General features: G+C 64.0%; 18 protein-coding genes. 7 read left to right on the top strand and 11 right to left on the bottom strand.

Annotated features, from left to right (window positions below; translation table 11 throughout):
* Positions 1 to 65: 65 nt before the first annotated feature.
* The 6 genes from CXR43_RS14305 to CXR43_RS14280 all read right to left on the bottom strand — a co-directional run bounded on the left by CXR43_RS14305 (position 66) and on the right by CXR43_RS14280 (position 7,846).
* On the bottom strand, positions 66 to 1,412 hold the full coding sequence (locus tag CXR43_RS14305) for a hypothetical protein (protein ID WP_103334922.1): 1,347 nt from the start codon (positions 1,410 to 1,412) through the stop codon (positions 66 to 68).
* On the bottom strand, positions 1,409 to 1,990 hold the full coding sequence (locus CXR43_RS14300; RefSeq protein WP_103334920.1) for an amino acid synthesis family protein: 582 nt from the start codon (positions 1,988 to 1,990) through the stop codon (positions 1,409 to 1,411). The genes CXR43_RS14305 and CXR43_RS14300 overlap by 4 nt, the downstream gene beginning before the upstream one ends.
* Entirely contained in the window at positions 1,983 to 2,819 is an 837-nt protein-coding gene (locus tag CXR43_RS14295; RefSeq protein ID WP_103334917.1) for a hypothetical protein, read from the bottom strand. Before CXR43_RS14295 ends, CXR43_RS14300 begins: the two co-directional genes overlap by 8 nt.
* The gene (locus CXR43_RS14290) at positions 2,816 to 4,258 is read right to left on the bottom strand and encodes a 6-hydroxynicotinate reductase (protein ID WP_103334915.1); all 1,443 of its coding nucleotides are present in this window, start codon (positions 4,256 to 4,258) and stop codon (positions 2,816 to 2,818) included. Before CXR43_RS14290 ends, CXR43_RS14295 begins: the two co-directional genes overlap by 4 nt.
* Positions 4,259 to 4,346: 88 nt before the next feature.
* Positions 4,347 to 7,001, bottom strand: coding sequence for a molybdopterin-dependent oxidoreductase (locus tag CXR43_RS14285; RefSeq protein ID WP_103334912.1), 2,655 nt, complete (start codon positions 6,999 to 7,001; stop codon positions 4,347 to 4,349).
* A complete protein-coding gene (locus tag CXR43_RS14280) occupies positions 6,998 to 7,846 on the bottom strand; it encodes an FAD binding domain-containing protein (protein WP_246831402.1) in 849 nt (282 codons plus the stop codon). The genes CXR43_RS14285 and CXR43_RS14280 overlap by 4 nt, the downstream gene beginning before the upstream one ends.
* A gap of 134 nt (positions 7,847 to 7,980) precedes the next feature.
* Between CXR43_RS14280 and CXR43_RS14275 the strand changes: the two genes are divergently transcribed.
* From CXR43_RS14275 to purU, 5 genes are all read left to right on the top strand, one after another.
* Complete coding sequence (locus CXR43_RS14275) at positions 7,981 to 10,014, top strand: NADH:flavin oxidoreductase (protein ID WP_103334909.1); 2,034 nt, start codon at positions 7,981 to 7,983, stop codon at positions 10,012 to 10,014.
* A 126-nt stretch (positions 10,015 to 10,140) separates the two neighbouring features.
* Complete coding sequence (locus tag CXR43_RS14270) at positions 10,141 to 10,758, top strand: TetR/AcrR family transcriptional regulator (RefSeq protein WP_103334907.1); 618 nt, start codon at positions 10,141 to 10,143, stop codon at positions 10,756 to 10,758.
* A gap of 4 nt (positions 10,759 to 10,762) precedes the next feature.
* The gene (locus tag CXR43_RS14265) at positions 10,763 to 11,941 is read left to right on the top strand and encodes an efflux RND transporter periplasmic adaptor subunit (protein WP_103334905.1); all 1,179 of its coding nucleotides are present in this window, start codon (positions 10,763 to 10,765) and stop codon (positions 11,939 to 11,941) included.
* Positions 11,942 to 11,953: 12 nt separating this feature from the next.
* Positions 11,954 to 15,226 carry an efflux RND transporter permease subunit gene (locus CXR43_RS14260; RefSeq protein ID WP_103334902.1) on the top strand — a complete coding sequence of 1,091 codons (3,273 nt, stop codon included), beginning with the start codon at positions 11,954 to 11,956 and terminating at the stop codon, positions 15,224 to 15,226.
* A gap of 125 nt (positions 15,227 to 15,351) precedes the next feature.
* The gene (gene purU / locus CXR43_RS14255) at positions 15,352 to 16,236 is read left to right on the top strand and encodes a formyltetrahydrofolate deformylase (protein ID WP_103334900.1); all 885 of its coding nucleotides are present in this window, start codon (positions 15,352 to 15,354) and stop codon (positions 16,234 to 16,236) included.
* Between the two features lie 3 nt (positions 16,237 to 16,239).
* Here purU and CXR43_RS14250 read toward each other — a convergent pair whose 3' ends face one another.
* From CXR43_RS14250 to ubiG, 3 genes are all read right to left on the bottom strand, one after another.
* Positions 16,240 to 17,547, bottom strand: coding sequence for an HlyD family type I secretion periplasmic adaptor subunit (locus tag CXR43_RS14250; RefSeq protein WP_103334898.1), 1,308 nt, complete (start codon positions 17,545 to 17,547; stop codon positions 16,240 to 16,242).
* The gene (locus CXR43_RS14245; protein WP_103335358.1) at positions 17,544 to 19,295 is read right to left on the bottom strand and encodes a type I secretion system permease/ATPase; all 1,752 of its coding nucleotides are present in this window, start codon (positions 19,293 to 19,295) and stop codon (positions 17,544 to 17,546) included. Before CXR43_RS14245 ends, CXR43_RS14250 begins: the two co-directional genes overlap by 4 nt.
* 98 nt (positions 19,296 to 19,393) lie before the next feature.
* Positions 19,394 to 20,134, bottom strand: a complete 741-nt coding sequence (gene ubiG, locus CXR43_RS14240; protein WP_103334896.1) for a bifunctional 2-polyprenyl-6-hydroxyphenol methylase/3-demethylubiquinol 3-O-methyltransferase UbiG — start codon at positions 20,132 to 20,134, stop codon at positions 19,394 to 19,396.
* Between the two features lie 60 nt (positions 20,135 to 20,194).
* Between ubiG and pip the strand changes: the two genes are divergently transcribed.
* Together pip and CXR43_RS14230 are read left to right on the top strand one after the other, a co-directional pair.
* Positions 20,195 to 21,163: a prolyl aminopeptidase gene (pip, locus tag CXR43_RS14235; RefSeq protein ID WP_103335356.1), complete on the top strand. Its 969-nt coding sequence runs from the start codon at positions 20,195 to 20,197 to the stop codon at positions 21,161 to 21,163.
* Positions 21,163 to 22,140 (top strand): LysR family transcriptional regulator, encoded by a 978-nt coding sequence (locus CXR43_RS14230; RefSeq protein WP_103334893.1) that lies wholly within the window; start codon positions 21,163 to 21,165, stop codon positions 22,138 to 22,140. The genes pip and CXR43_RS14230 overlap by 1 nt, the downstream gene beginning before the upstream one ends.
* Positions 22,141 to 22,144: 4 nt before the next feature.
* Here CXR43_RS14230 and cuyB read toward each other — a convergent pair whose 3' ends face one another.
* Together cuyB and cuyA are read right to left on the bottom strand one after the other, a co-directional pair.
* The gene (gene cuyB / locus CXR43_RS14225) at positions 22,145 to 22,807 is read right to left on the bottom strand and encodes a cysteate racemase (RefSeq protein WP_103334891.1); all 663 of its coding nucleotides are present in this window, start codon (positions 22,805 to 22,807) and stop codon (positions 22,145 to 22,147) included.
* Positions 22,804 to 23,805 carry a D-cysteate sulfo-lyase gene (cuyA, locus tag CXR43_RS14220; RefSeq protein WP_103334889.1) on the bottom strand — a complete coding sequence of 334 codons (1,002 nt, stop codon included), beginning with the start codon at positions 23,803 to 23,805 and terminating at the stop codon, positions 22,804 to 22,806. Before cuyA ends, cuyB begins: the two co-directional genes overlap by 4 nt.
* Between the last annotated feature and the right edge of the window lie 53 nt (positions 23,806 to 23,858).

Raw genomic sequence — 23,858 nt, 5'->3', positions numbered from 1 at the left:
GGCACCTCTGCGGGCGCCTCTGGGTTCAACCTTTTGCCGGGACGCCGCATTTGTCCACGATTTTTTCACCCCGTCCGCGCGGTGGACAGCAGCCACAGCCCCAGCACGGTATAGCCGACCATCAGCACGGTCATCGGCAGATGCGCCATTGCCCGCATCTCGCCCACCAGACGCAGCGACAGCAGCACCGCCAGCAGATGCGCGCCCAGAATGGCGGCAAATTGTGCGGCATAGATCAGCGGCATGATGGTCTGATCGGTCAGAAAGCCGAATGACACATAAAACGGCGGCAGGCCCAGATAAGCGTCACCGCGAAACCACGGGTCGTTCAGCGCGGCCAGCGTGTACTGGCCCGCGGTCAGCAGGGTCACCAGATAATGCGCGGCATGATAGCCCGCCGCGATGGCGAGAAACGACAGCATCACCGGCCCGGTGGCAAAGCGCGCGCCGCCAATCACCCGCCCCAGCCGGATCACTGCCCAAAGCGCGGCAATGGTGATCGCCCAGACCGCCAGCAGACCCAACGTATTGACCCCCATCACTGCAGATCGCCCGCTTGGCTCCAGCGGGTTTTCCCCGATCACCGCATGCCACCAGAAGGTTTCCATCAACCCGTCAAAGGTCAATGCGGACAGCGCCAGCGTGATGAAGGCCATAGCAGAAACTGAAAGCGGAGCCATCCGCAGCACCTGCGTTCCGGGCCAGCCGCGCATCAGCCGGACACGCGTGCCATCAAGCTCCAGCCAGAAGGGCGCCACCTTGGCCAGATAGCCCATCAGCACGGTCAGAAACTCGCCCTGTTGCAGCCAGTCTTCTCCCTCGGCCACCGCGAAGGCAAAGATCACCAGCCAGTAAATCAGCGCGGTAAGGGCCAGCACATAGGGATCATCGGGGGACATCGACACGAGCTGAAACCAGACAAAGCCCATGTAGAATATCACTGCAGGCCAATGCCCGAGCCGCGACAGGCCAATGTTGCCGCTGCGCCCGAGCAATGTGCGGGCAATGCGCACAGGCGCGGTCCAGGGGTTGATGGCGCGCCACAGATTGCCCAGCAGCATCGACCCCAACGGCACCGCGATCCAGATCCCGGTCCAGAACACCAGCGTCATCAGGTTGTGCATCGGATCACGCGCGCCGAACAGGCCAACCAGGACCAGTCCCAGAAAACACAGGAACGACAGGTAGGAGGATACCGACACCGGCACCCATACCCGCCGTTCCAGCACCGGCACTGCCTGCAGGCGTGGGAGGCGCTGTGCCATCGCGCCCATCAACGCGGTCAGAGCCACTGTCACCGCCGCTCCGGCGATGTAATGCCCGGTCGGCAGGGTCAGGATCACCGAAGGTGGCAAGGCGCAGGCAAAGGCCGCGCCGGGCAGGAGCGTGAGGGCCCCTGCAAGCCCCCTCATCTCAACCCGTCCTCGCCCTTGACCTGATCGATTTCCAGCCCGCCCATCCGGCTGTGCACCCGACCGCCGCGCCCCATGGCCAGCGCAAACAGCACCTCGCCTGCGCGCGGGCCATCCTCGCAGGCCACGGTGATCACATCAAAGCGCGACCGAACATAGGCGGCGTTCAGATGGCCCAGCGGTATATCCAGCGTGGCCCCCAGGCCGCCCACCTTCATCGCCGAGGGCACAATCGCCCGGCACTCGCCCAGCCGTTCGCGCATGCCGTAACCGCCCGCCACATGCCAGATCGCGCCGTGCTCGCTTTCCCCGGCCTCGCCCACGATGGCCCCTTTGCCATAGGCGTCGATGCCATCGCGCCCGCCCATGGCGGCGACCAGACGATCGGTCAGGTTCAGTGCCAGCGGTTTCAATGCCTCCATCGCAGGCATCAGGTTTTCTTCAAACCGCCCGGCGAAAGGGTTGGCACAAATGGCATAGACCGCGCCACGCAGCGGCGGCGGGTCGGCAATCGGCCCCGATTCATGCAGGATTTCCTCAATCTGCAAGGTGATCTTGCGGATGGCAAAGTCAGACAAGGGCAGGCTCCTTCAACGCAACCGGGCCAATGACCCGCGTTTCAGACTGCAGGAAAAGTGCGGCCGCTTCAATAAGGCCGCGCCTGCGGAACGACTCTGCCGCGGCACTGCCAGCGGCAAGCGCCGCGGCAACCTCGGCTGCCGACAGCCGCGCCACAGCCACGGTGACAGGCCGCGTGCCCAGATCGCTGTCGGCTTGCAAGTCCACCGCCGGGCGACGGCAGATGCCTGGGTGGCCGGGCAGGTCCACCGCATTGGCGATCATGGTGGCCGCCGCATCGGCCATGGCCGCCGTCCGTCCCAGCACGGTCACGGAATCGGCAATCCCCAGTGACCAGCTTCGTCCCCGCCAGCCCGAGGTGGCAATGCCGCGCACCGCATCTTCGGCGCGCAAGGTAAGGCGGTCAGGCCAGCCGGGCTGCGTGGCAATGGCACAGGTCAGACTCTCACCCGGGATCAGATGCAGCGCTATGTCTCCGCCGTTGTTGACATAGGCCCGCGTCACGCCAGGAATGGCCAATGCGGACAGCACAGCATCTGCCACAGCGCCCGCCACCGCTGCCATCGGCGTGATGAAGCGGGGGGCAAAGGCCGCGGTGGCCTGTGCCATCTTCTGCCCGATGCTGCCAGTCGGCTGCCCCGCCTCGCGGCGCAACACCGGCAGTTCGGCGGCCAGTTCCGCCAGCACAGAGCCGAATCTTGTGGCCGCCAGCCTCTCGCCCTCGGCGACAGCCGCTGCATCGCCCCAGGCCTGTGCGATGATGTCGATCGGCCCGTGCTGCAGATGCATGCGCCCGTCTGGAAGGCGCGCCACCACCGCGCCGGTCATGGCAGCGGCCTTGGCGGTTGCATCAGCCGGGCGTGCGTCTGATATTCGCCACCCTCCGCCCGGGTGGCCTCGAGGGTACGGATCGCCGTTTCATGACCGCCCATTGCCAGATACTCCGCGCGTGGCAGGGTAAATTCCAGCGGTGCCACCAGCGCGGGCGTGGGCACATAGCCAAAGGCACCCGCAGGCAGGCGAGTCACATCGACCATGAAGGTGATGCCGCCGCCCGGCCAGACATAGCAGTCAGCCCCGCCACTGGTCAGCCGCGTCTGCCCGGCTTGCACCGACCGGGTCAATCGCACCGGGTTCCGGGTCACCCCGGCACGAAGAGAGCCGCCCGCGCCGCCCATGAACAGCACCGTGCACAGCGATGGCTCGCAATTCTCGTCAATCAGCCTGACGGTGGCCTGCAGCGCCTCGGGGAGCGGCTGTTTTTGCGGTGTCAGAGCCTCATCCAGCACGTAATAGGCAAATTCCTCGCCGGTTGTGGACACCATCAGAAGGGTCAGCCCGGGCCTTGCGCCCTTGCGCGCCTCCCAGGGGCCCAGAATGGTCAGCGGATCTGTCAATTGCGTGCCGCCCCAGCCTAAGCCCGGTTCCGACACCCGGAAATAGCGGCCCGGCGTCGAGCGGTGGCCCTTGATCCGGATGCCGGTGGGCTGCCAGCCCAGCACCTTGCCGGCCTGATGTTCGCTGACCACGCCGGTGATGTGGTCATCGACGACCACCACCTCATCCACCAGCCCGACCCATTGGCTGGCAAACATGCCGATGGTGGCTGACCCGCAGCCTACCCGCATCCGCCGCTCGGCCCGGCCATCAACGATCGGTGGCTGTCCCGCCTGCACCGTGATGGCAGAACCGCCATCGATGGTCAGATCGACAGGTGCCGCATTGCACAGCGAGAGCAGGGTGGCGCAGGTGACCCGGCCTTCGGGCTTGCTGCCGCCGGTCAGGTGATGCACGCCGCCCAAGGCGAGCATCTGGCTGCCGTATTCCGTGGTGGTGACATGACCAACCGGTTCACCCCCGGCCCGGACAATCGCACCTTCTGCGCCCAGATGCCGGTCGGTGTCGATTTTCACCTTGACGCCGCAATAGGAAAAGATCGCCTCGGTGACCACCGTAACCATATCGGCCCCGTCAACAGTGGACGCAATGACAAAGGGTGCGGGCTTATAGTCGGGGTAGGTGGTGCCCGACCCGATGCCGGTGACAAAGGCATCGGCAGGGAAGGGATCACCGTCCCAGTCACGGGTGGCAAAGGGCACGACATGCCCACCTGCCGCAACGGTGCGGGACAAAAGGACCACCGGATCGGTGCGCAAGATACGCCCGTCAACATTGGCATAGCGGTCACAGGCCCCGCTCTGGCCGGGGGCGATGTAGCACATCACCGGACAGGCATCGCAGCGGATCTTTTCGGCTGGAGCAGTCATGCGGTGGCCCTTGTGGCTGAAGTCGGACCGGGGGCCAGCCCCCGGACCCCCGGGATATTTATGAACAGATAATGACTAAGAGGAGGAGTCATCTGAGGGCGGCCAGCAGGCGATGCGGCAGGACCGGCACTTGGGTCAGGGTGGCCCCGGTGGCGTGGCGGATGGCGTTCAGGATGGCGGGGGCGGTGGGGATCAGCACATGTTCACCGAGCCCTTTGGCACCATAGGGGCCTTCGGGATCTGGCACCTCGGTCAGCAGGCTTTCGATCGGGGGCACGTCGCCGATGGTGGGGATCAGATAATCGTGCAGGTTTTCGGTGCGGCCGGGCAGGTATTCTTCCATCAGCGCGAGGCCGATTCCCTGCGCAATGCCGCCCTCGATCTGGCCGGTGGCAAGCTGGGGGTTGATGGCGCGGCCCACGTCATGGGCAGCGGTGATCTTCAGCAGGCGCAGGGTGCCGAGGGCAGGGTCCACCTCCAGTTCCACCATCTGCGCGCCGTAGCCATAGAGCGCATAAGGCACGCCTTGCCCGTTTTCATCCAGCGCCGAGGTTGGTGGGTCATAGCTTTCCTCTGCCGTGAGGGCATAGCCGTGGTGGTCGCGGGGGAGGGTGGAGAGATCAATCTGGCGGCGGGTGCGGCCTTCGGTGAGGGTCAAAGTCGCGCCAGTGAGCGCCAGCGTCGCGCCGTCTGATGCATTTCCCAGCCGCAGGATCTGACGGCGCAGCGCCTCTGCAGCGGCTTTGGCGGCGCGGCCCGAGACAAAGGTCTGCCGGCTGGCTGAGGTTTTGCCCGCGTCGGGGCTCAGGGCGGTATCGGGGCCGATCAGCGTGAACTGCGCGAGCGGCAGGCCGAGCGCCTGCGCCGCGATCTGGGCGATCACGGTATTTGATCCCTGGCCGATATCGGTTGCCCCCTGATGCAGCATCACGCGGCCCTGGGCGGAGAGGCCAATGCGGATGGTAGACGGGTTGGGGAGCGCGGTATTGCCGCAGCCGTACCAGCATGCGGCGACACCGACCCCCCGGCCCGGAACAGTCTCTGACATGGCTCTTTTCCAATGTGGGCGAAGGGCTGTCAGGCAAGGCCCTATTCCTGCGGCCTGCATCACCTGTCCGGTCGCCGTGGCATCTCCGTCACGCAGGGCGTTCAGGATGCGGAACTCCAGCCGGTCCAGCCCGGCCTTTGCCGCCAGTTGGTCAAACAGGGTTTCCTGCCACAGCGCCGCCTGCGGCACGCCAAAGCCGCGGAAGGCACCGGAGACCGGGCCATGGGTGTGGATGGCGCGGGCCCGGGCGTGGACGTTGGGCGTCAGATAAGGACCGCTCACATGCACCGGCACCCGGTTGGCCACGGTCGGCCCCCAACTGGCATAGGCCCCGGTGTTGAATCGCCCTTCGAAGACCATCCCAGTCAGCCGACCGCTGGCATCACAGCCGATGCTGCCCTGCATCTCTGCCGGATGGCGCTTGGTGGTTGATGTCATGCTGTCGCGACGGGAATAGACCATGCGACAGGGCCGCCCGGTTTTCAGCGTGACCAGCCCGAGGAGCGGTTGCAGGCTGACATCCAATTTCGACCCGAACCCGCCGCCCACGGCCGAAGGGATGATCCGTACCCGGTCTGGCGGCAGGCCCAGGACCAGGGCCGTTTCGTCGCGGTCCATCACCGGGGCCTGGGTGCAGGCGCGGATGGTCAGGGTGTCGCCCTCCATCCATGCGGCCCCGGCCTCGGGTTCGATATAGGCGTGCTCGACATAGCCGGTCTGCATGGTGCCGGTGACGATATGCGCCGATTGCGCCAGTGCCGTCTTTGCATCGCCCCGGATAACGCGGCCTTCGATCAGGCGGTTTGCCGCGCGGTCGGGGTGGACCTGCGGCGCGCCCTGTGCCTCGGCTTCGGCAGGGGTGGTCAGCGCCGGCAGAGGCACCCACTCCACCGGAAAGCCCGTCAGATCAGGCTCTGTTCCGGCCTCAAAGGCCATCAGCGCCACACATTCCCCGCGAAACCGTGCCGGGCTTGGGGCGATGGCAGGCTGGTCGGCGAAGGCGGGGATCACGCCAAAGGCGTTGCGTCCGGGAATGTCGGCGGCAGTGAAAATGGCTGCCACGCCGGGGCTGCGGGCAAAGCCCGACAGATCGCCGAAGCGAAACGCGGCATGGGGGTGCGGGGATCGCAAGGCGACCACGGTCAGCGCGCCTTGCGGCCAGTCATCCGCGCCGAAACTGTCGCCGCGCACCTTGGCTTGCCCGTCCAGCCGGGGGACGGATGCGCCGACGCCTTCGGTACAAACAGGGTCTGACACAGCGGTATCGCAGATCGCCGTAATGATCTTGCGATAGCCGGTGCAGCGGCAGAGCACGCCGCCCAAAGCATCCTGCACCTGTGCCTCGGTCGGTGCGGGCACGCGGCGGCGCAGATCGACCGCTGCCATCAGCATCCCCGGCGTACAGATGCCGCATTGCGCCGCCCCGTGGCGCAGGAAGGCATTGCGCAGATTTTCCAGATCTTCGGCGTCCGATTCTATCGTTTCGACGATGGCGCCCGCGACCCGCGCCGTAGGCACCATACAGGCACAAACCTGTGCGCCGTTCAGAAGGACCGTACAGGCCCCGCAATCACCGGCGTCACAGCCCACCTTGGTGCCCATGGCCCCCAGGTGATCGCGCAACACCTCGGTCAGGCGCGCGGTGGGGGCGGCCTTGGTCGTGACCGGCTTGCCGTTCAAGGTGAAGGCGATCATGCCAAGGCCCCGGTGACGGCACGGCGCACCAGTTCGGTTGCGGCGACGATCCGATAGCTTGCGCTGGCCCGCACATCATCGATGGGTGACAAAGCGGTTGCCACATCTGCGGCGCGCACTCTGGCGGCGGCTTCGGCGACGGGTGCGCCTGTCAGCGCCGCCTCTGCCGCGGGCAGGCGTTGCGCCACGCCAGAGCAGGCGCCCACCGCAATCGCGGCCTTGGTGATCTGACCGTTTGTGACCTGAATCCGTGCCGCGACCATGGCGATAGAGATCACCAGATAGGCCCGCGCGCCCAGCTTCTCAAAGCTGGATTGCCCGTACAGCGCCGCATCGGGGAGGATTACCGCAGTCAGCACCTCATCCGTGGCGCGCAGGGTCTGTCGGGGACCGGTCAGGAAATGGGTCAGGGGCACCTGTCGTGTCCCGCCCGGACCCGAAAGCTCTACCACCGCATCCAGCGCCAGCAGCGGCGGCACGCCATCTGCGGCGGGGGAGGCATTGCACAGGTTGCCGCCGATGGTGCCCGCATTCTGCACCTGCCGCCCACCCACCTGCCGGGCCGCCTGTTGCAGACAGCGCAGCGCGGGGGGCAGATCGGCCTCGGCAATCGCGGTCCATGTGGTGCAGGCCCCGATGCGCAACCCGGCCCCATGCGTAACGCCAGAAAGTGCGGGAATGGCGGTCAGGTCCAGCACGTCGCCGTCAAGCTGCATCCCGGCACTTGGGTAAAGATCGGTGCCGCCCGCCAGAATGCGGTGCTGTCCCTGCGCCAGCAGGCCGATGGCTTCGTCGAGTGTCTGTGGCCGCGCATAGCTGCGCATGTCTTCCCCCGTGTCGGTCATGAGGCAGAGTGCGATTGCCCGGCCCGCGCTGTCAACGCCGCTCAGGCGGCTGGAACAGACATTCAGCGGTCGCTTTCGGTTATGCGCGCAGGCCGCTGCAAACCTAGGCTGCCGGAAAACAACGAAGGTGCCCGATGTCGAATGATCCGCTGCTGCAACCCTATCAGCTGAAACATCTGACCCTGCGCAACCGGATCATGACCACCAGCCATGAGCCCGCCTATCCCGAAGATGGCATGCCCAAAGACCGCTACCGGCTGTATCATCTGGAACGGGCGCGTGCCGGCGTGGCGTTGACCATGACGGCCGGATCGGCCGCAGTGTCAAAGGACAGCCCGCCGGTGTTCAACAATATCCTCGCCTACAAGGACGAGGTGGTGCCGTGGCTGAAGCGGCTGACCGATGATTGCCACGAGGCCGGGGCGGCGGTGATGATCCAGTTGACGCATCTTGGCCGCCGCACCCGCTGGGACAAGGGTGACTGGCTGCCGGTGGTGGCGGCAGGGCCATCGCGTGAACCGGCGCATCGGGCCTTCCCCAAGGTGGCGGAAGATTGGGACATCGAGCGCATCATCACCGATTACGCCGATGCGGCAGAGCGGATGCAGGCGGCGGGTCTCGATGGGGTGGAATTCGAATGCTACGGCCACCTGATGGATCAGTTCATGTCGCCCTTCACCAATGCGCTTGCCGCCCCCTATGGGGGAAGCCTTGAAAACCGGGCGCGGTTCGCGATGGACGTGCTGGCCGCCTGTCGCAAGCGGGTGGGGGAGAATTTTCTGCTGGGCGTGCGCTTTACGGCGGATGAGGCGGAGAAGGGCGGGATTGACGCCGAGGAGGGCATCGCCATCGGAAAGATGTTCCGCGAGTCTGGCCTCGTGGACTTTCTGAACATCATCAAGGGGCGCATTCACACCGACCCCGCGATGACAGATGTGATCCCGATTCAAGGAATGAAATCTGCCCCGCATCTGGATTTCGCCGGCCGGGTGCGGGCCGAGGTGGGCCTGCCGACCTTTCACGCCGCGCGCATCCCCGATGTGGCGACTGCCCGCTATGCGGTGCAATCCGGGCAGTTGGATATGGTCGGCATGACGCGGGCCCACATGGCCGACCCGCATATCGTGCGCAAGATTGTCGAGGGGCGGGAACAGGATATCCGGCCTTGCGTGGGTGCCACCTATTGCCTTGACCGGATCTATCAGGGCGGCATGGCGCTGTGCATCCACAACCCGGCAACCGGGCGCGAAGAGACGATGCCGCATGAGATTGCGCCTGCGACGTTGGCAAAGCATGTGGTGATCGTCGGCGCAGGTCCTGCTGGGCTGGAGGCGGCGCGGGTGGCATCAGAACGCGGTCACCGCGTGACGGTGCTGGAAGCGGCGGATCAGCCGGGCGGTCAGATCCGCCTGACAGCGCAAACCAAACGCCGGGCCGAGATGATCGGCATCATCGACTGGCGCATGGCGCAATGCGCCGCGCGCGGGGTGTCCTTCCAGTTCAACACCTATGCCGAAGCGGCAGATGTGCTGGCGCTGTCGCCCGATGTCGTGATCATCGCCACGGGCGGCATGCCGGAACCGGCGGTGCTTGGCTTTGGCAACGAGCTGACCGTCAGCGCCTGGGATATTCTGTCCGGCGATGTGAAGCCCGGCACCAACGTGCTGCTGTATGATGATGCGGGCGATCATACGGCGTTGCAGGCCGCGCAACGCCTGGCCGAGGCCGGGGCCACGGTCGAGGTGATGACCCCTGACCGCAGCTTTGCACCCGAGGTGATGGGCATGAACCTTGTGCCCTATATGCGGGCGCTGCAGGACAAGCCCGTAACCTTTACCGTCACCTACCGTCTGCGCGGGGTACAGCGGGACGGTAACCAGCTGCGCGCCGTGATCGGGTCGGATTATATGGATGTGACCAAGGAGCGGCTGTTTGACCAGATCGTGGTCAACCACGGAACCCAGCCGCTTGCCGATCTGTACTTTGATCTGAAGCCGCAGTCGCAGAACCTTGGCGCAGTGGATTACGACGCATTGATTGCGGGTGACCCCCAGCCCATGGGGGATGGGCCTACAGGCTTTGTCCTGTACCGAATCGGGGATGCGGTGGCGTCGCGCAACACCCATGCCGCGATCTATGATGCGCTGCGTCTGGTGAAGGATGTCTGACAAAGCGCGCAGCCAGCCCTCAGACACGGCCTGAAAGCGGGCCGATTTTCCAGATCCGGGGTCGTGGCACTTGACGTTTCTGGAAATCTCGCCACTGATGAATGAACGTTCATTCTTTGGCATCACATGAGCCTTTCCCCCGATACCCCGCTTGCCGATCTGCGTTCGGCCGAAATTCTTGAAAGCGCCCGCCGCGCCTTTGCGGAAAAGGGCTTTGACGGCGCATCAATGCAGGACATTGCGCGCAAGGCCGGGATGAGCGTGGGAAATTTCTACCGCTATTTTCCGTCCAAGGCGGCGATTGTCGAGGCGCTGATCGCCTCTGACATGGAAGAGATGGCGCAGGATTTTGCCGCCATTCTGGTCAACGCCGACCCGTTGCAGGCGCTGCGTGACACAATAGAACGCAAGATAACCGAGGCGGAGTGTCAGGGCGACGGCCAGATCTGGGCCGAAATCACCGCGGCGTCCCTGCGCAAACCGGACATCGCCGAGATCGCCTATCGGATGGAGACAGGCATCGTCGCGCATCTGATCGGCATTTTCGCCCATACCGCCAAGGTGCCTGTCGCCGAGGCGCAATCCCGCTGGACTGCCCATGCCCATCTGTTGGTGATGATGGTCAAGGCCTGCGCGATGCAGCCGCCCGAAAACCCGACCACGGCTGATCTGACGCGGTTGGTGTTGCGTAACATCAACCGCACTCTTGATGACATTGCCACCTTAGCTGCCGCGAAAGGCTGACCTGATGCGCCCGTTGTTTTATGGTTTTGTGTTCTGTTTTTCCCTTTTGCCCGGCTCGATTGCGCTGGCCGAAGCAGCCGCCACCGCCACGGAATCCGCCGCATCGGCACAGGTTGCCCCCGCCATCACAGTATCGCCCGTCACCAGCCGGGTGTTGCGCGACCGGGTGATCGCATCCGGGCTGGTTTCGGCGATTGAAAATGTGCAGGTGGCACCCTTGATCGAAGGCCAGCCGATCGAGGCGCTCTTGGTTGATGTGGGTGATGTGGTAGAGGCCGGGCAGGTGCTGGCCGTGCTGTCGAAAACCACGCTGGAGCTGCAGAAAAGCCAGCTCAATGCTTCGCTTGCCTCGGCCCGCGCCACCGTGGCGCAAGCCGAGGCCCAGATGCTGGAGGCCCGCAGCACGGCGGATGAGGCGCAGCGGGTGAACGAGCGTACCGCGGCGCTGCGCCAGCAGGGCACTGCGTCACAGGCTGCCGCCGATACCGCCCAATCCAACGCCATTTCTGCCACCGCGCGGGTGACCGTGGCCGTGCAATCGCTGGAGGCGGCCCGGGCGCAGATTGCGCTGGTCGAAGCGCAAATGGCCAATATCGACCTGCAGCTTGGCCGGACAGAGGTAAAGGCCCCCGTTTCCGGGGAAATCACCGCGCGCAATGCCCGCGTCGGCTCTATCGCCTCAGCGGCAGGCGAGCCGATGTTCACCATCATCCGCGACAACGCGCTGGAGGTGCTCGCCGATGTGGCCGAGGCCGATGTGATGCGGCTTGCGCCCGGTCAGAGCGCAAATCTGCGGTTGGTCGGGGCCACCGCCCCGCTGAAAGGCACGTTGCGCCTTGTAGAGCCGACCATCGGCGCGCAATCCCGGCTTGGCCGTGCGCGCATTGCAGTGGAAGACGAAACCGGTGTGCGGGCCGGCATGTATGTCGAGGCCGAAATTCTGGTGGCCGAGCATGATGGCATCGCGGTTCCGGTGACAGCCGTCGGATCAGGCCCCGATGGGGCGACCGTGATGAAGGTTACCGGTGAAACGGTGCAGCAAGTGGCGGTGCAGACCGGCATCCGTGATGGCGGCTGGGTCGAAATCCTGTCCGGCCTGAGTGATGGCGATGTGGTGGTAACCAAGGCCGGGGCCTTTGTCCGCGATGGCGACCGGATCAATCCAGTTCCGGCTACGAACTGACGGGGGCGTGCCATGAACTTTTCCTCCTGGTCCATCAAGAACCCCATTGCGCCGATCCTGGCCTTCTTCATGTTGATGGTGCTGGGCTGGAACAGCTTCAACACCTTGCCGATCACCCGCTTTCCCAACATCGATGTGCCGTTGGTGGGGATCACCGTGGTGCAGCCCGGGGCCGCCCCGGCCGAGATGGAAAGCCAGGTCACCAAGGAAATCGAAGATGCGGTTGCCGGCATCAACGGGGTGAAGAATGTCACCTCCACCGTCAATGACGGGGTTTCGACCACCGTGGTCGAATACCGGATGGAGGTGCCGACCGAAGAGGCGGTGCAGGACACCAAGGATGCGATCGACCAGATCCGTGGTGACTTGCCGGCAACGATCGAGGCCCCGATTGTCAGCAAGATCGACGTGGAAGGTCAGGCAATCATGACCTTTGCCGTCACGGCCCCCGACATGACGCTGGAAGAAGTATCCTGGTTTGTCGATGACACCATTACCCGCGGCCTTCAGGGTCGCCCGGGCATTGGCCGGGTGTCACGCTTTGGCGGGGCAGACCGTGAAATCAGGGTAGAGCTTGATCCGGTACGGCTGGACAGTTTCGGCATCAGCGCGGCGGCGGTGAATCAGCAACTGCGGGCCACCAATGCCAACCTTGGCTCTGGCCGGTCCGAACTCGGGTCTGGCGAGCAGGCGATCCGCACGCTGGGCGATGCCGCAACGGTGGAGCGTCTGGCGGAAACCACCATTGCCCTGCCATCGGGCCGCAAGGTGCGGTTGAGCGACCTGGGTGAGGTGATCGACAGTTATGAAGAGCTGCGCAGCTTTTCCAGCCTGAACGGCGAGCGTGTCGTCAGCTTTGCCGTTTACCGCGCCAGCGGCGCGTCTGAAGTGTCAGTGGCGGAAACCGTGAATGCGCAGCTGGACGTGATCCGCGCCGCGCATCCGGATGTTGGTATCGAACTGGTCGATGAAACCGTGTTCTACACCTATGGCAACTATGAGGCCGCGCTGCATACCCTGATCGAGGGGGCGATTCTGGCGGTTCTGGTGGTGCTTGCTTTCCTGAAGAACTGGCGCGCCACCCTCATTGCCGCCGTGGCCCTGCCGCTCTCTGCTGTGCCGACCTTTTTCATCATGGACCTGCTGGGCTTTTCGCTCAACCTAGTGTCATTTCTGGCGCTGACTTTGGCCACCGGCATCCTTGTCGATGATGCCATTGTCGAGATCGAGAACATCGCGCGCCACATCCGCATGGGCAAAACCCCGTTTCGCGCCGCAATCGAGGCGGCGGATGAAATCGGTCTGGCGGTGATCGCCACCACCTTCACTATCGTTGCGGTTTTTGTGCCGGTGTCTTTCATGCCCGGCATTCCCGGCCAGTATTTCCGGCAGTTCGGGATGACGGTGGCGATTGCCGTGCTGTTCTCGCTGATCGTGGCGCGGCTGATCACCCCGATGATGGCCGCTTACCTGATGCGCGACAAGGACGGGCATGAGGAAAGCCACAGTGATGGCTGGATCATGACTGGCTATCTGCGGCTGATCCGGACCTCGTTGCGGTTTCGCTATGTCACATTGATGTCGGCCATCGGGGTTCTGGCGGTCTCGGTCTATTACATGATCCAGATCCCCGGCTCTTTCCTGCCGCCCGAAGATGTCAGCCGGATCGCCGTTTCAGTCGAACTGCCACCGGGCACCACACTGGCAGAAACCGAGGTCACGACCGCGGCAATCCATACGGCCATTGCGGATGTAGGTTGGATCGACAATGTTTTCATTCTTGGCGGATCGTCACCCACGGGTGATCTGGATGTCCGGCGCGCCTCTGTCACCATTCTGCTGACCCGGCTGGATCATTCCCTGCTGCTGAAACTGTCGCAGATCGGCAGGTCTATTCCGGTGATCGGCGGTCTGGTGCCCGAGGTCGAAAACACCGGTCGCACCGTCCCGCAGAACGTGATCGAGGAAGAGGTGTTCCGGCGTCTGGCATCGGTGCCCGATATGCGTGCCTTCAAGCTGAACGACCGCGGCCAGCGTGATATATCGTTTTCGATCCTGTCTTCGAACGAGGCGGACCTGACCCTGGCCGTCAGCCGTCTGGAAGCCGCCTTGTCCGGCGATCCTTTGCTGGCAAATGTCGCCACCGAAGGCGCATTGCCCCGGCCGGAAATCCAGATCACACCGCGTATGGATGAAGCCGCCCGTCTGGGCATCACCACCGCGCAGATTGCCGAAGTCGTGCGGGTGGCGACCATTGGCGATGTGGATGCGGCCTTGGCCAAGCTGTCGATTGACAACCGGTTGGTGCCGGTCCGCGTGCGGTTGAACAATTCGGCACGCGAAGATCTGGCCCGTATTTCGGCACTGAAACTGACCACCGGCACAGGCGGCGTGGTGCCGCTTGCTGCCGTGGCCGATGTAGAGATCGCCGAAGGTCCGTCAACGGTGAACCGCTTCAACCGAGAACGTCGTGCCACCATCGGGGCCAATCTTCCTGTCGGCGTGGCGCTGGGATCAGCGACCGCGCGTTTCAACGAACTGGTCGCAACCGTCGATCTGCCCCCCGGTGTTCGGGTGCAAGAAGCGGGTGACGCCGAAGTGCAGAATGAAATGGTGGCCAGTTTCGGCAATGCCATGTTGCTGGGCCTGATGCTGGTGCTGACCGTTCTCATCCTGCTGTTCAAATCGGTGATCCAGCCCTTCACCATTCTGTTCTCGCTACCGCTTGCCATCGGCGGCGTGGCCGGCGCGCTGATCCTGACCAGCTCTGCCGTGTCGATGCCGGTCTTGATTGGCATTCTGATGCTGATGGGCATTGTCACCAAGAACGCCATCCTGCTGATCGACTTCGCCATCGAAATGCGCGCGCAAGGCATGGAGCGGTTTGCCGCCGTGATGGAGGCTGGGCACAAACGGGCACGACCCATCGTCATGACGTCCATCGCCATGTCTGCCGGCATGCTGCCGTCGGCATTGGGCGTGGGCGAAGGCGGGTCTTTCCGCGCGCCGATGGCCACGGCGGTGATCGGCGGCATCATCGTGTCAACCGTCCTGTCACTGGTGGTGGTTCCGGCGTTTTACCTGATCATGGATGACCTGAGCCGTCTGCTGGCCAAAGTCTTCGGCCGCTTTGTCGGGCCCAAGGAAGCCGACCCCGAGGCCCCGCCGGCCGAGGTTCTGGCGGAACGGATCGCGGTGCTGGATGCCGAACAACGCCTGCTGCGGGATCGGCTGGACGCACTTGCCTCGCCCCGCCCGGCCCCACCTTTGGCAGCGGCAGAGTGATTTGCAGCGCCGGGCGACGACGCGAATGGAACATGCTTGTTCGCAGCCGGTCATTCGGGTGTAAGGGCGGCTGATTATCATCCGCCGCATGCCTATCGGCGACACCTCCTGTGAAAGACCACCCCATGACCAGCTTTGCGCTTCGCGTCCAATGCCCCTCGACCCGTGGGATCGTCGCGGCCATTTCGACCTTTCTGGCGGACCAGTCCTGCAACATCACCGACAGCTCGCAGTTTGACGACACCGGCACCGGCAATTTCTTCATGCGGGTCAGCTTCCGCTCCGAGGGCGGCAATGGCTTGGACGATCTGCGCAGCGGTTTTGAGCCGATTGCCAAACGGTTCGGCATGCAGGCCGAATTCTTTGACGAGTCGGTCAAACGCCGGGTGATCATCATGGTGAGCCGGTTTGGACATTGCCTCAATGATCTGCTCTACCGCTCCCGCATTGGCGCTCTGCCGGTGGAAATTGCCGCCGTGATCTCGAACCACATGGATTACCAAAAGGTCGTGGTCAATCAGGACATCCCTTATTACTGCATCAAGGTCACCCCGCAGAACAAGGCGCAGGCCGAGGCCGAGCAGATGCGGATCGTCGAGGAAACCGGGGCCGAACTGATCGTGCTGGCGCGCTATATGCAGGTCTTGTCCGATGAGATGTGCCGCAAGATGTCGGGCCGGATCATCAACATTCACCATTCCTTCCTGCCCAGCTTCAAGGGCGCCAACCCCTACAAGCAGGCTTTTGAAAAGGGCGTCAAACTGATCGGGGCCACGTCGCATTATGTGACCGCTGATCTGGACGAAGGCCCGATCATCGAGCAGGACATCATTCGTGTCACCCATGCGCAATCGAATGAGGATTACGTCTCGCTGGGCCGCGATGTGGAAAGCCAGGTGTTGTCGCGCGCGATCCATGCCCATGTGCATGGCCGGGTGTTCATCAATGGCAGCAAGACCGTGGTTTTCCCTGCGTCCCCGGGGTCTTACGCGTCGGAGCGGATGGGCTGACCGTCAGCTTTCGCGGAACGCCTGCGCGAAGTAGTCGGAAAAGGGTTTGAGCAGATAGGCAAGGGGCGTCCGCGCCCCGGTTTGCAGAAAGGCATCTACCGGCATGCCCGGCACCAGGGTTTGACCCAGCCGCGTCGCCTCTGCCGGTGGAATCGCAATTTCGGCGCGGTAATAGAGAGACTGGGTTGTCGGGTCGGTCAGCACATCGGCTGAAACGGTGGTGACAAAGCCGGTCACCTCTGGCGTGGTCCGGGCCGAATAGGCCGGAAACATCAGTTTGACCGGCTGGCCTGAATACACCTCATCAATATGGATCGGTGCGATCCGGGCCGCAATCACCAGCGGCCTGTCCTGCGGGATGATATGGGCCACCGCTTCTGCCGGGCGCAGCACGGCGCGCGGGGTCGTGATCTGCAGGCCAAGCACAATGCCCGCCACTGGCGCGCGGATATTAAGTTGCGCAACCTGGTCTGACAGGGCGCGTTGCCGCTGGATCAATTCCAGTTCGGTCGTGCCGATATCGCGCAGCTGCAGGCTTGCGTCTTCGCGGCGCTGCGACGACAGGCCAAGGATTTCCATTTTGATTTCCGTGATCTGCCCTTGGGCCTGCGCGCGTGATGCCGCCAATTCTCCGGCCTGACCGGCCAGCCTTGCCGCCTCGCGCTGCAATGCAAGCACGCGCGGGGCCTGGGCCAAACCCTTGGCCAGAAGCGCCTGCTGATCTGCAAGCTCTTGCCTGATCAGGTCGCGCTGGTCAGACAGCGCCTCCGCCTGTGCCTCGATACCCGCGATGTAGGACGATATCTGGGCGATACGCTCCGTCAATTGAAGGGTGGTGCCGGCAAGCGTTTCCTGACGTGCCGCGAACAGGCGTTGCTGGCCTTGGATCTGGTCTGCCGTGTCAGGGTTTCCCTTTGCGCGCTGTAACAGCGCCTGCGGCACAGACATTTGCGCCGCACCCTCTCGCTCTGCCTCCAGCCGCGCGCGCCGGGCCTGCAATTCCGACAACTGGCCTTCGATGATGGCCAGATCCGATTTGATGGGTCCGCCTTCCAGCCGCAGCAGAACCTCGCCTGCAACAACCGTTTCCCCTTCGGTCACCATGATCTCGGCCACAACGCCGCCGTCGGGGTGCTGCACAATCTGGCGGTTGCGCTCGACCTCGACCTGACCGGGCGCGACGATGGCCCCGGCAATCGTCGTGGTCACCGACCACAGACCAACACCGCCGATCAGCGCCAGAAGCGTCAGGCTCCCAAGCCAGAGCGGGCCACTGGCCCCAAGGCCGGGTGGCACGTGCTGTGCCGTCATGCCATGCTCCCACGCACCAGTTCGGTATGGTTGCGCACCATGCCGCGCAGCACATCATCTCGAGGGCCGAAGGCGCGGCACTGGCCTTCTTCCAGCACCAACAGGATGTCACATTCCTGAATGGCGGCGGGGCGATGCGCGATGACGATCACCGCGCCGCCCGAGGCCTTTACCCTGCGGATTGCTGCGTTCAGAGCCACAGATCCGTCATTGTCGAGGTGCGAGTTGGGTTCATCCAGCACCAACAGAACCGGGTCATCATACAGCGCGCGCGCCAGACCGATGCGCTGTATCTGCCCGCCTGACAACGGCGCCCCGATTGAGGACAGTGGCGTATCATAGCCTTTCGGAAGCCGAAGGATCATGTCATGCGCCGCCGCCGCGGTGGCGGCGGCAACCACCTTTGCGGCATCAGGCTGCGGGTCCAGGCGTGCGATGTTTTCAGCCACGCTGGCATCGAACAGCGTAACCGATTGCGGCAGATAGCCGATATAGCGCCCCAAGGTATCCGGATCATATTGCGCCAGATCTGCGCCACCCAGCCGAATCTTGCCCGCGAACGGTTGCACTCCCCCGACAATCGCCCGTCCCAGCGTCGACTTGCCCGCGCCCGAAGGCCCGATGATGCCAAGCGCCTGCCCCGGGTCCAATCGGAAACCGATGTCGCGCAGAACCGGTGCCGGGGTGCCGGGCAGAATCAGCGACACCCCCTTCACCTCCAGCATGGCGCGGGGTTTGGGCAGGGCGGTGCGGGCGGTGTCGGGCGGGTGGGCAGCCAGCAGCCGCAGCAACCGCGCCCGCCCGTCGCGTGCGCGGGTCAGAACCGCCCAATGCGCCACCGCCTGCTCGATCGGGGCCAGAGCGCGGCCCATGATGATGGATGCCGCGATCATTGCGCCCGCGCTCAGCTGATCCTGCAGCACCAGCCAGGCGCCAAGGCCAAGGATGGCCGATTGCAGCATCATGCGCAGCGCCCGGGTCGCGGCACCGAACCTGCCCGTCAAATCACCACTTTGCACCAGGCTGCTCAGGGCGGTGCCACGCGCGGCAGACCAGCGCTGAAAGGCTGGCCGCACCATTCCCAAGGCGCCCAGCACTTCTGCATCTGCCTTCAGCCGGTCTGCCATCTGGTCGGCCACGCGTAGTGCCGCCGCAGTCTGCAGCACCTGCCCCTTGCCAGTGACCTGATTCCCCAGCGCCAAAGCCACCAGAACCGCGCCACCGGCCAGTGCGAGCCAGCCCAGCATTGGATGAAACAGAAAAATCGCCAGCAGAAACAGCGGCGTCCACGGCAGATCCATCACCGCTGAGGCAAGGGGCGAGGTCCAGAACCGCTGCATCGCCTCAAGGTCGCGCTGGGCCGAGGCGGCAAGAGGATCCTCCGGGGACAGGCTGGCGCGTGCCAGCGCGGCAGTGAACACCCGGTGGTCCAGCCGCATTTGCAGCCATGCGCCGATTCGCGCCAGCAACCGCCCGCGCGCATGGTCCAGCAGCCCCATCGCCAGAAACAGGAGCAGCACCAGAAGGGACAGTGCCACCAGAGTCGCCTCTGACCGGCTGCCCAACACCCGGTCATAGACCTGCAGCATATACAGCGGACCTGTCAGCATCAGCAGGTTGACGAAGACACTGAACACGACAGCTGCGATCAGCAGGCCCCGAGTCTGCCGGGCGGCTCGGGTCAATTCGGCGCGAGCCGTTTCAAACTGACCGGCAGCCAGGTCAACGCTGACGGGCGCAACTTTCATTTTCTGCACGTCCTGTCTGAACCGGTCCGGGCTCTTGCCGCTGCAAAGATGCTGTCACGGCAGGCATGAAGATCACCCTAACGCCCGCGGCAGACAGGCTAGCGTTTCAGGCTGGACGTCACGTAGTTCACGCTCAGATCGCGCGATGACAGGCTCCAGGACCATGTGACCGGATTGAACACCATTCCCTTGCGATCCACCGGGTCCAGCCCGGCTTTGCGGATCAGATCACACAACTCATCGGGGGTGATGAACTTTTTCCAGTCATGTGTGCCTTTGGGCAGCCAGCGCATCACATGCTCGGCGCCGATGATGGCCATCAGGAAGGATTTCGTGTTCCGATTCAGAGTGGAACAGATCATCAGCCCGCCGGGCACCAGCAAGTGCTGGCAGGCGGTCAGATAGGCCAGCGGGTCCGACACATGCTCGACCACCTCCATGTTCAGCACCACGTCAAACTGCTCGCCCGCCGCTGCCATCGCTTCGGCAGTGGTGTGGCGGTAGTCTATGGTCAGCCCCGATTGTGCGGCATGAACCTGTGCCACGGGAATGTTGCGCGCGGCAGCATCGGCCCCAACCACATCGGCCCCCAGCCGCGCCATCGGCTCGGCCAGCAATCCGCCGCCGCAGCCAATATCCAGCAGGCGCAGCCCCTTGAACGGCAGCGGCTTTGTCAGATCCCGGTCAAACTCGGCCGCGATCTGGCTGGTGATGTAATCCAGCCGGCAGGGGTTGAGCATGTGCAGTGGCTTGAATTTTCCATTCGGATCCCACCATTCGGCGGCCATAGCCTCGAATTTCGCCACTTCTGCCGGATCGACGGTTGTTTGACTTTCCATCACTTTTCCCTTCCGAATGCCCTTTGGATGCAGGACGCTTCGGCGTTATATAGAGCGATGATGGATCAGAGATCAGGCCAAAAGCGCGCAGTTGAATATCTTTACCCGCCGGTCGATCCGTTCGACCAGCGGCTGATCGACATGGGCGACGGTCACAAGATCTATGTCGAACAATGCGGGCGGCCCGATGGCATTCCGGTCCTGGTGCTGCACGGCGGGCCGGGGGGCGGCTGTTCCCCCGCGATGCGGCGCTATTTCGACCCGAGCGTTTACCGCGTCGTGCTGTTTGACCAGCGCGGCTGCGGGCGGTCGCGGCCGCATGCCAGTGTATCGGACAACACCACCTGGCATCTGGTTCGGGATATCGAAACCCTCCGCAAGGCGCTGGGCATACAGGCTTTTGTTCTGTTTGGGGGAAGCTGGGGGGCAACCCTGGCGCTGATCTATGCGATCAGCCACCCGGACCGTGCCCTGCATCTGGTGTTGCGGGGCGTGTTTCTGATGACCCAGGCCGAGCTTGACTGGTTCTATGGTGGCGGTGCGGGAGCATTTTTCCCCGAACTCTGGGCACGATTTGTTGCGCCCATCCCACCGGATGAACGCCGGAATCTGATCGCCGCCTATCACCGGCGCCTGTTTTCCGGCAATCTGATGGAGGAAACCCGTTACGCCCGGGTCTGGGCCAATTGGGAAAACGCCTTGGCTTCGGTGCATCATGACGGGCCGGTGGGTGAAAGCCCGGGCGAGTATGCGCGGGCCTTTGCGCGGCTGGAAAACCACTATTTCCATGCGCGCGGTTTTCTGGAGGAAGACGGCTGGATCTTGCGCGAAAAACACCGGATCAGGCATCTGCCTGCCCATATCATCCAGGGCCGCTATGACATGATCTGTCCCCCCACCTCTGCCTGGAAACTGGCGGAAGGGTGGGATGGTTGCCATCTCAACATGATCCCGCTGGCCGGTCATGCGCTGTCAGAACCCGGTATTTCTGCCGGACTTGTCCGCGTGATGGACAGTTTGCGCCCCTGATGAACGATACGGGCAAGACAACACCAGAGCTGACCCTGCGGGGCTTGCGGGTGTTTGTCGCGCTGGAGGAGACGGGGTCGGTCATCGGGGCCGCCACGCGGATTGGCGGATCGCCCTCAGGCGTCAGCCAGCACATCACCGCGCTGGAGGCAGCCGTGGGCGCACGGCTGTTTGACCGCAAGGCCAAGCCTGTGACGCTGACCCCGGCAGGGCAGGTGCTGCGCCGCCACGCGCACAGGCTGCTTGCAGCCCTGTCAGAGGCGCAGGCCGATCTGGCCGAGATCAGCCTTGCCAGCCTGCCGCAGCTGAACCTTGCAATCATCGACGATCTGGACGCGTCCCTCACTCCGGTCCTGGTGTCCGCGCTGCAATCACGGCTGTCGCGCTGCTTTGTGCATGCGTTTTCAGGCAGGTCCGACCATGTTATCGACAGATTGATGGCGCGTGAGGCGGATATCGGGGTATCGGCAATGATGCCGCCTGACCCGTCGGCCTTTCGCGTGCTGCCAATCCTGCGCGAACCCTTTGTGCTGGTGGCGGGCAAAGGATCGGTGCGCGGCGATGTGCGCGCGGCACTGGATCGGCTGCCATTCGTGCAATATTCCGAAAGCCTGCCGATCGGGCAGCGCATCGCACGGCATCTGGCCCGCGTGCGGCTGAACCCCGACCGTCGTTTCGCGCTGGAGGCAACGCGCTCGGTTCTGGCCATGGTGGTGCAGACCGGCGGCTGGACGATCACCACGCCCCTGAACCTGATGGATGCCGAACGCTTTCTGCCGGACCTGGAGGTGATGCCGCTGCCCTTTGCCGGCGATGTGCGGCGGGTGCATCTGATCGCGCGGGTGGATGAACTGGGGCATTTGCCCGATGCGCTGGCCCGCGATTGTCGCGCGCTGATCCGCAGCCGTCTGGTGCCCCGGTTTGACGCGATTGCACCGGCATTGGCCGGCGCGATCGAGGTGGCAGAAGACGACTAAGGCTCTAACCTTGCGAAAACCGCAGAATTTCTGCCACCAGACAATCCAGACTGTCGGTGAACGCGCTTTCGATTCCTGCGGACAGCAAGGACAGTTCTGTGCAAGCCACCAGCAGATGGTCGCTTTCCTCCGCCATCTGTTGTGCAAGCTGGGCGAACTCTGCCTGTGCCCCCGGCCCGCTCTCCCCCGCCTTGACCCGTTGGATCAGGGCCAGAAGCGGGGCGTCGCTTTCGGGCCAGACAGGCTCTATCCCGGCGGTTTTGAAGGCATCGTCAAAGGCACCGGTCCGTCGCAGCGCTGGCGAGGCGAGCATGCCGACCCGTCCAGGAGGCAGGGCTGCCACTGTTGCCTGCCGCATGTCCAGAAATGGCAGCGGTGTCGCGGCAAGGATGTGCGGCGCATAGGCATGGGCGGTGTTGCAGGGCATTGCCAGCGCCTGCGCGCCTGCCGCCAGCAAATCTCGCGCCATGGCGGCCAGCACCGGGCCGGGGTCATCGCCACGCCCGTGGATCAGCCGGACAATCCGGCTGGGCACCGCGGGGTTCTGGTGGACGATCAATGGGATATGGTCGGCGTCATCGCGGGCAGGAACGGCCCGCAACAGTCTCTGCATCAGCAGAATCGTCGCCTCTGGCCCCATGCCGCCAAGGATGCCCACGGTTTTCATGCGTGGGGCAGAACGTGGGTATAGCCGGTCAAGCCGATGGCTCCGCCGGTGTGCAGGAACACCACCCGCTCCCCCTTTTTGAAATGACCTTTGCGGATGAGGTCGATCAGCCCGGCTGCGCCTTTGCCGGAATAGACCGGGTCCAGCAGGATCGCCTCTTGCCGGGCAAAGAGGTCGATGGCCTCCAGCGTGCTGTCAGCGGGGATGCCATAGCCTTGCCCGATGTAATCACAATTGGCCACCACATCGGCGCGGCTGACCACGCCTTGCGTGCCCAGCTTTTCCTCGACCGCTTGCGCAAGGCGGAACACATTCCCCTCCTGTACCTCCTGTGGTGCGCGCACGCCGATGCCCAGCAGCGGCAGTTGAGCATTCAGTGCCTTCAGCCCCACGATCAGGCCGGCATGAGTTCCCGCAGAGCCGGTGGCGGTGACCATGTGGTCAAAGGCGAGCCCTCGGTCCACCATCTGCCCCAGCAGTTCCAGCGCGCAGTTGACATAGCCAAGCGCTCCGGTGGCATTCGAACCACCGCCTGGAATGGCATAGGGCCTGCGCCCCTTGCCGCGAAACGTCTCTGTTACGGCCAAAAGCTCGCCATTCATGTCCAGCCCCGGGCCGCGGTGCTCGATCGTGGCACCATGCAACACATCCAGCAGCACATTGCCGTTGAGCCGATAGTTCGGCTCGTTATAGCCGGTGCGGTCTTCCAGGATGATATGACAGTCCAGCCCCAGCTTTGCCGCCGCCGCCGCCGTCTGGCGCGCGTGGTTTGATTGCGTCGCTCCTTGGGTCAGCACCATATCGGCGCCCTGTTCCAGCGCCTCGGCCATCAGGTATTCGAGCTTTCGGGTCTTGTTGCCGCCTGTCGACAAGCCGGTGCAATCGTCGCGCTTGATCCACAACTCTGGCCCGCCCAACAGCGCGGTAAGACGCGGCATGGGTTCCAGCGGGGTCGGCAGATGGGCCAGGCGGATCCGGGGAAAGCGGGAGAGGTGCATGATGAGTGTCTTTCTGCTGGATGACCGGGCTTTGCCCGCCAATATGAACCCGA

It is taken from the genome of Pseudotabrizicola formosa (genome assembly GCF_002900965.1).
GTDB lineage: Bacteria > Pseudomonadota > Alphaproteobacteria > Rhodobacterales > Rhodobacteraceae > Pseudotabrizicola > Pseudotabrizicola formosa.
Note: the sequence above shows the minus strand (reverse complement) of the source record. Positions and strands in the feature narration are given on the sequence as shown.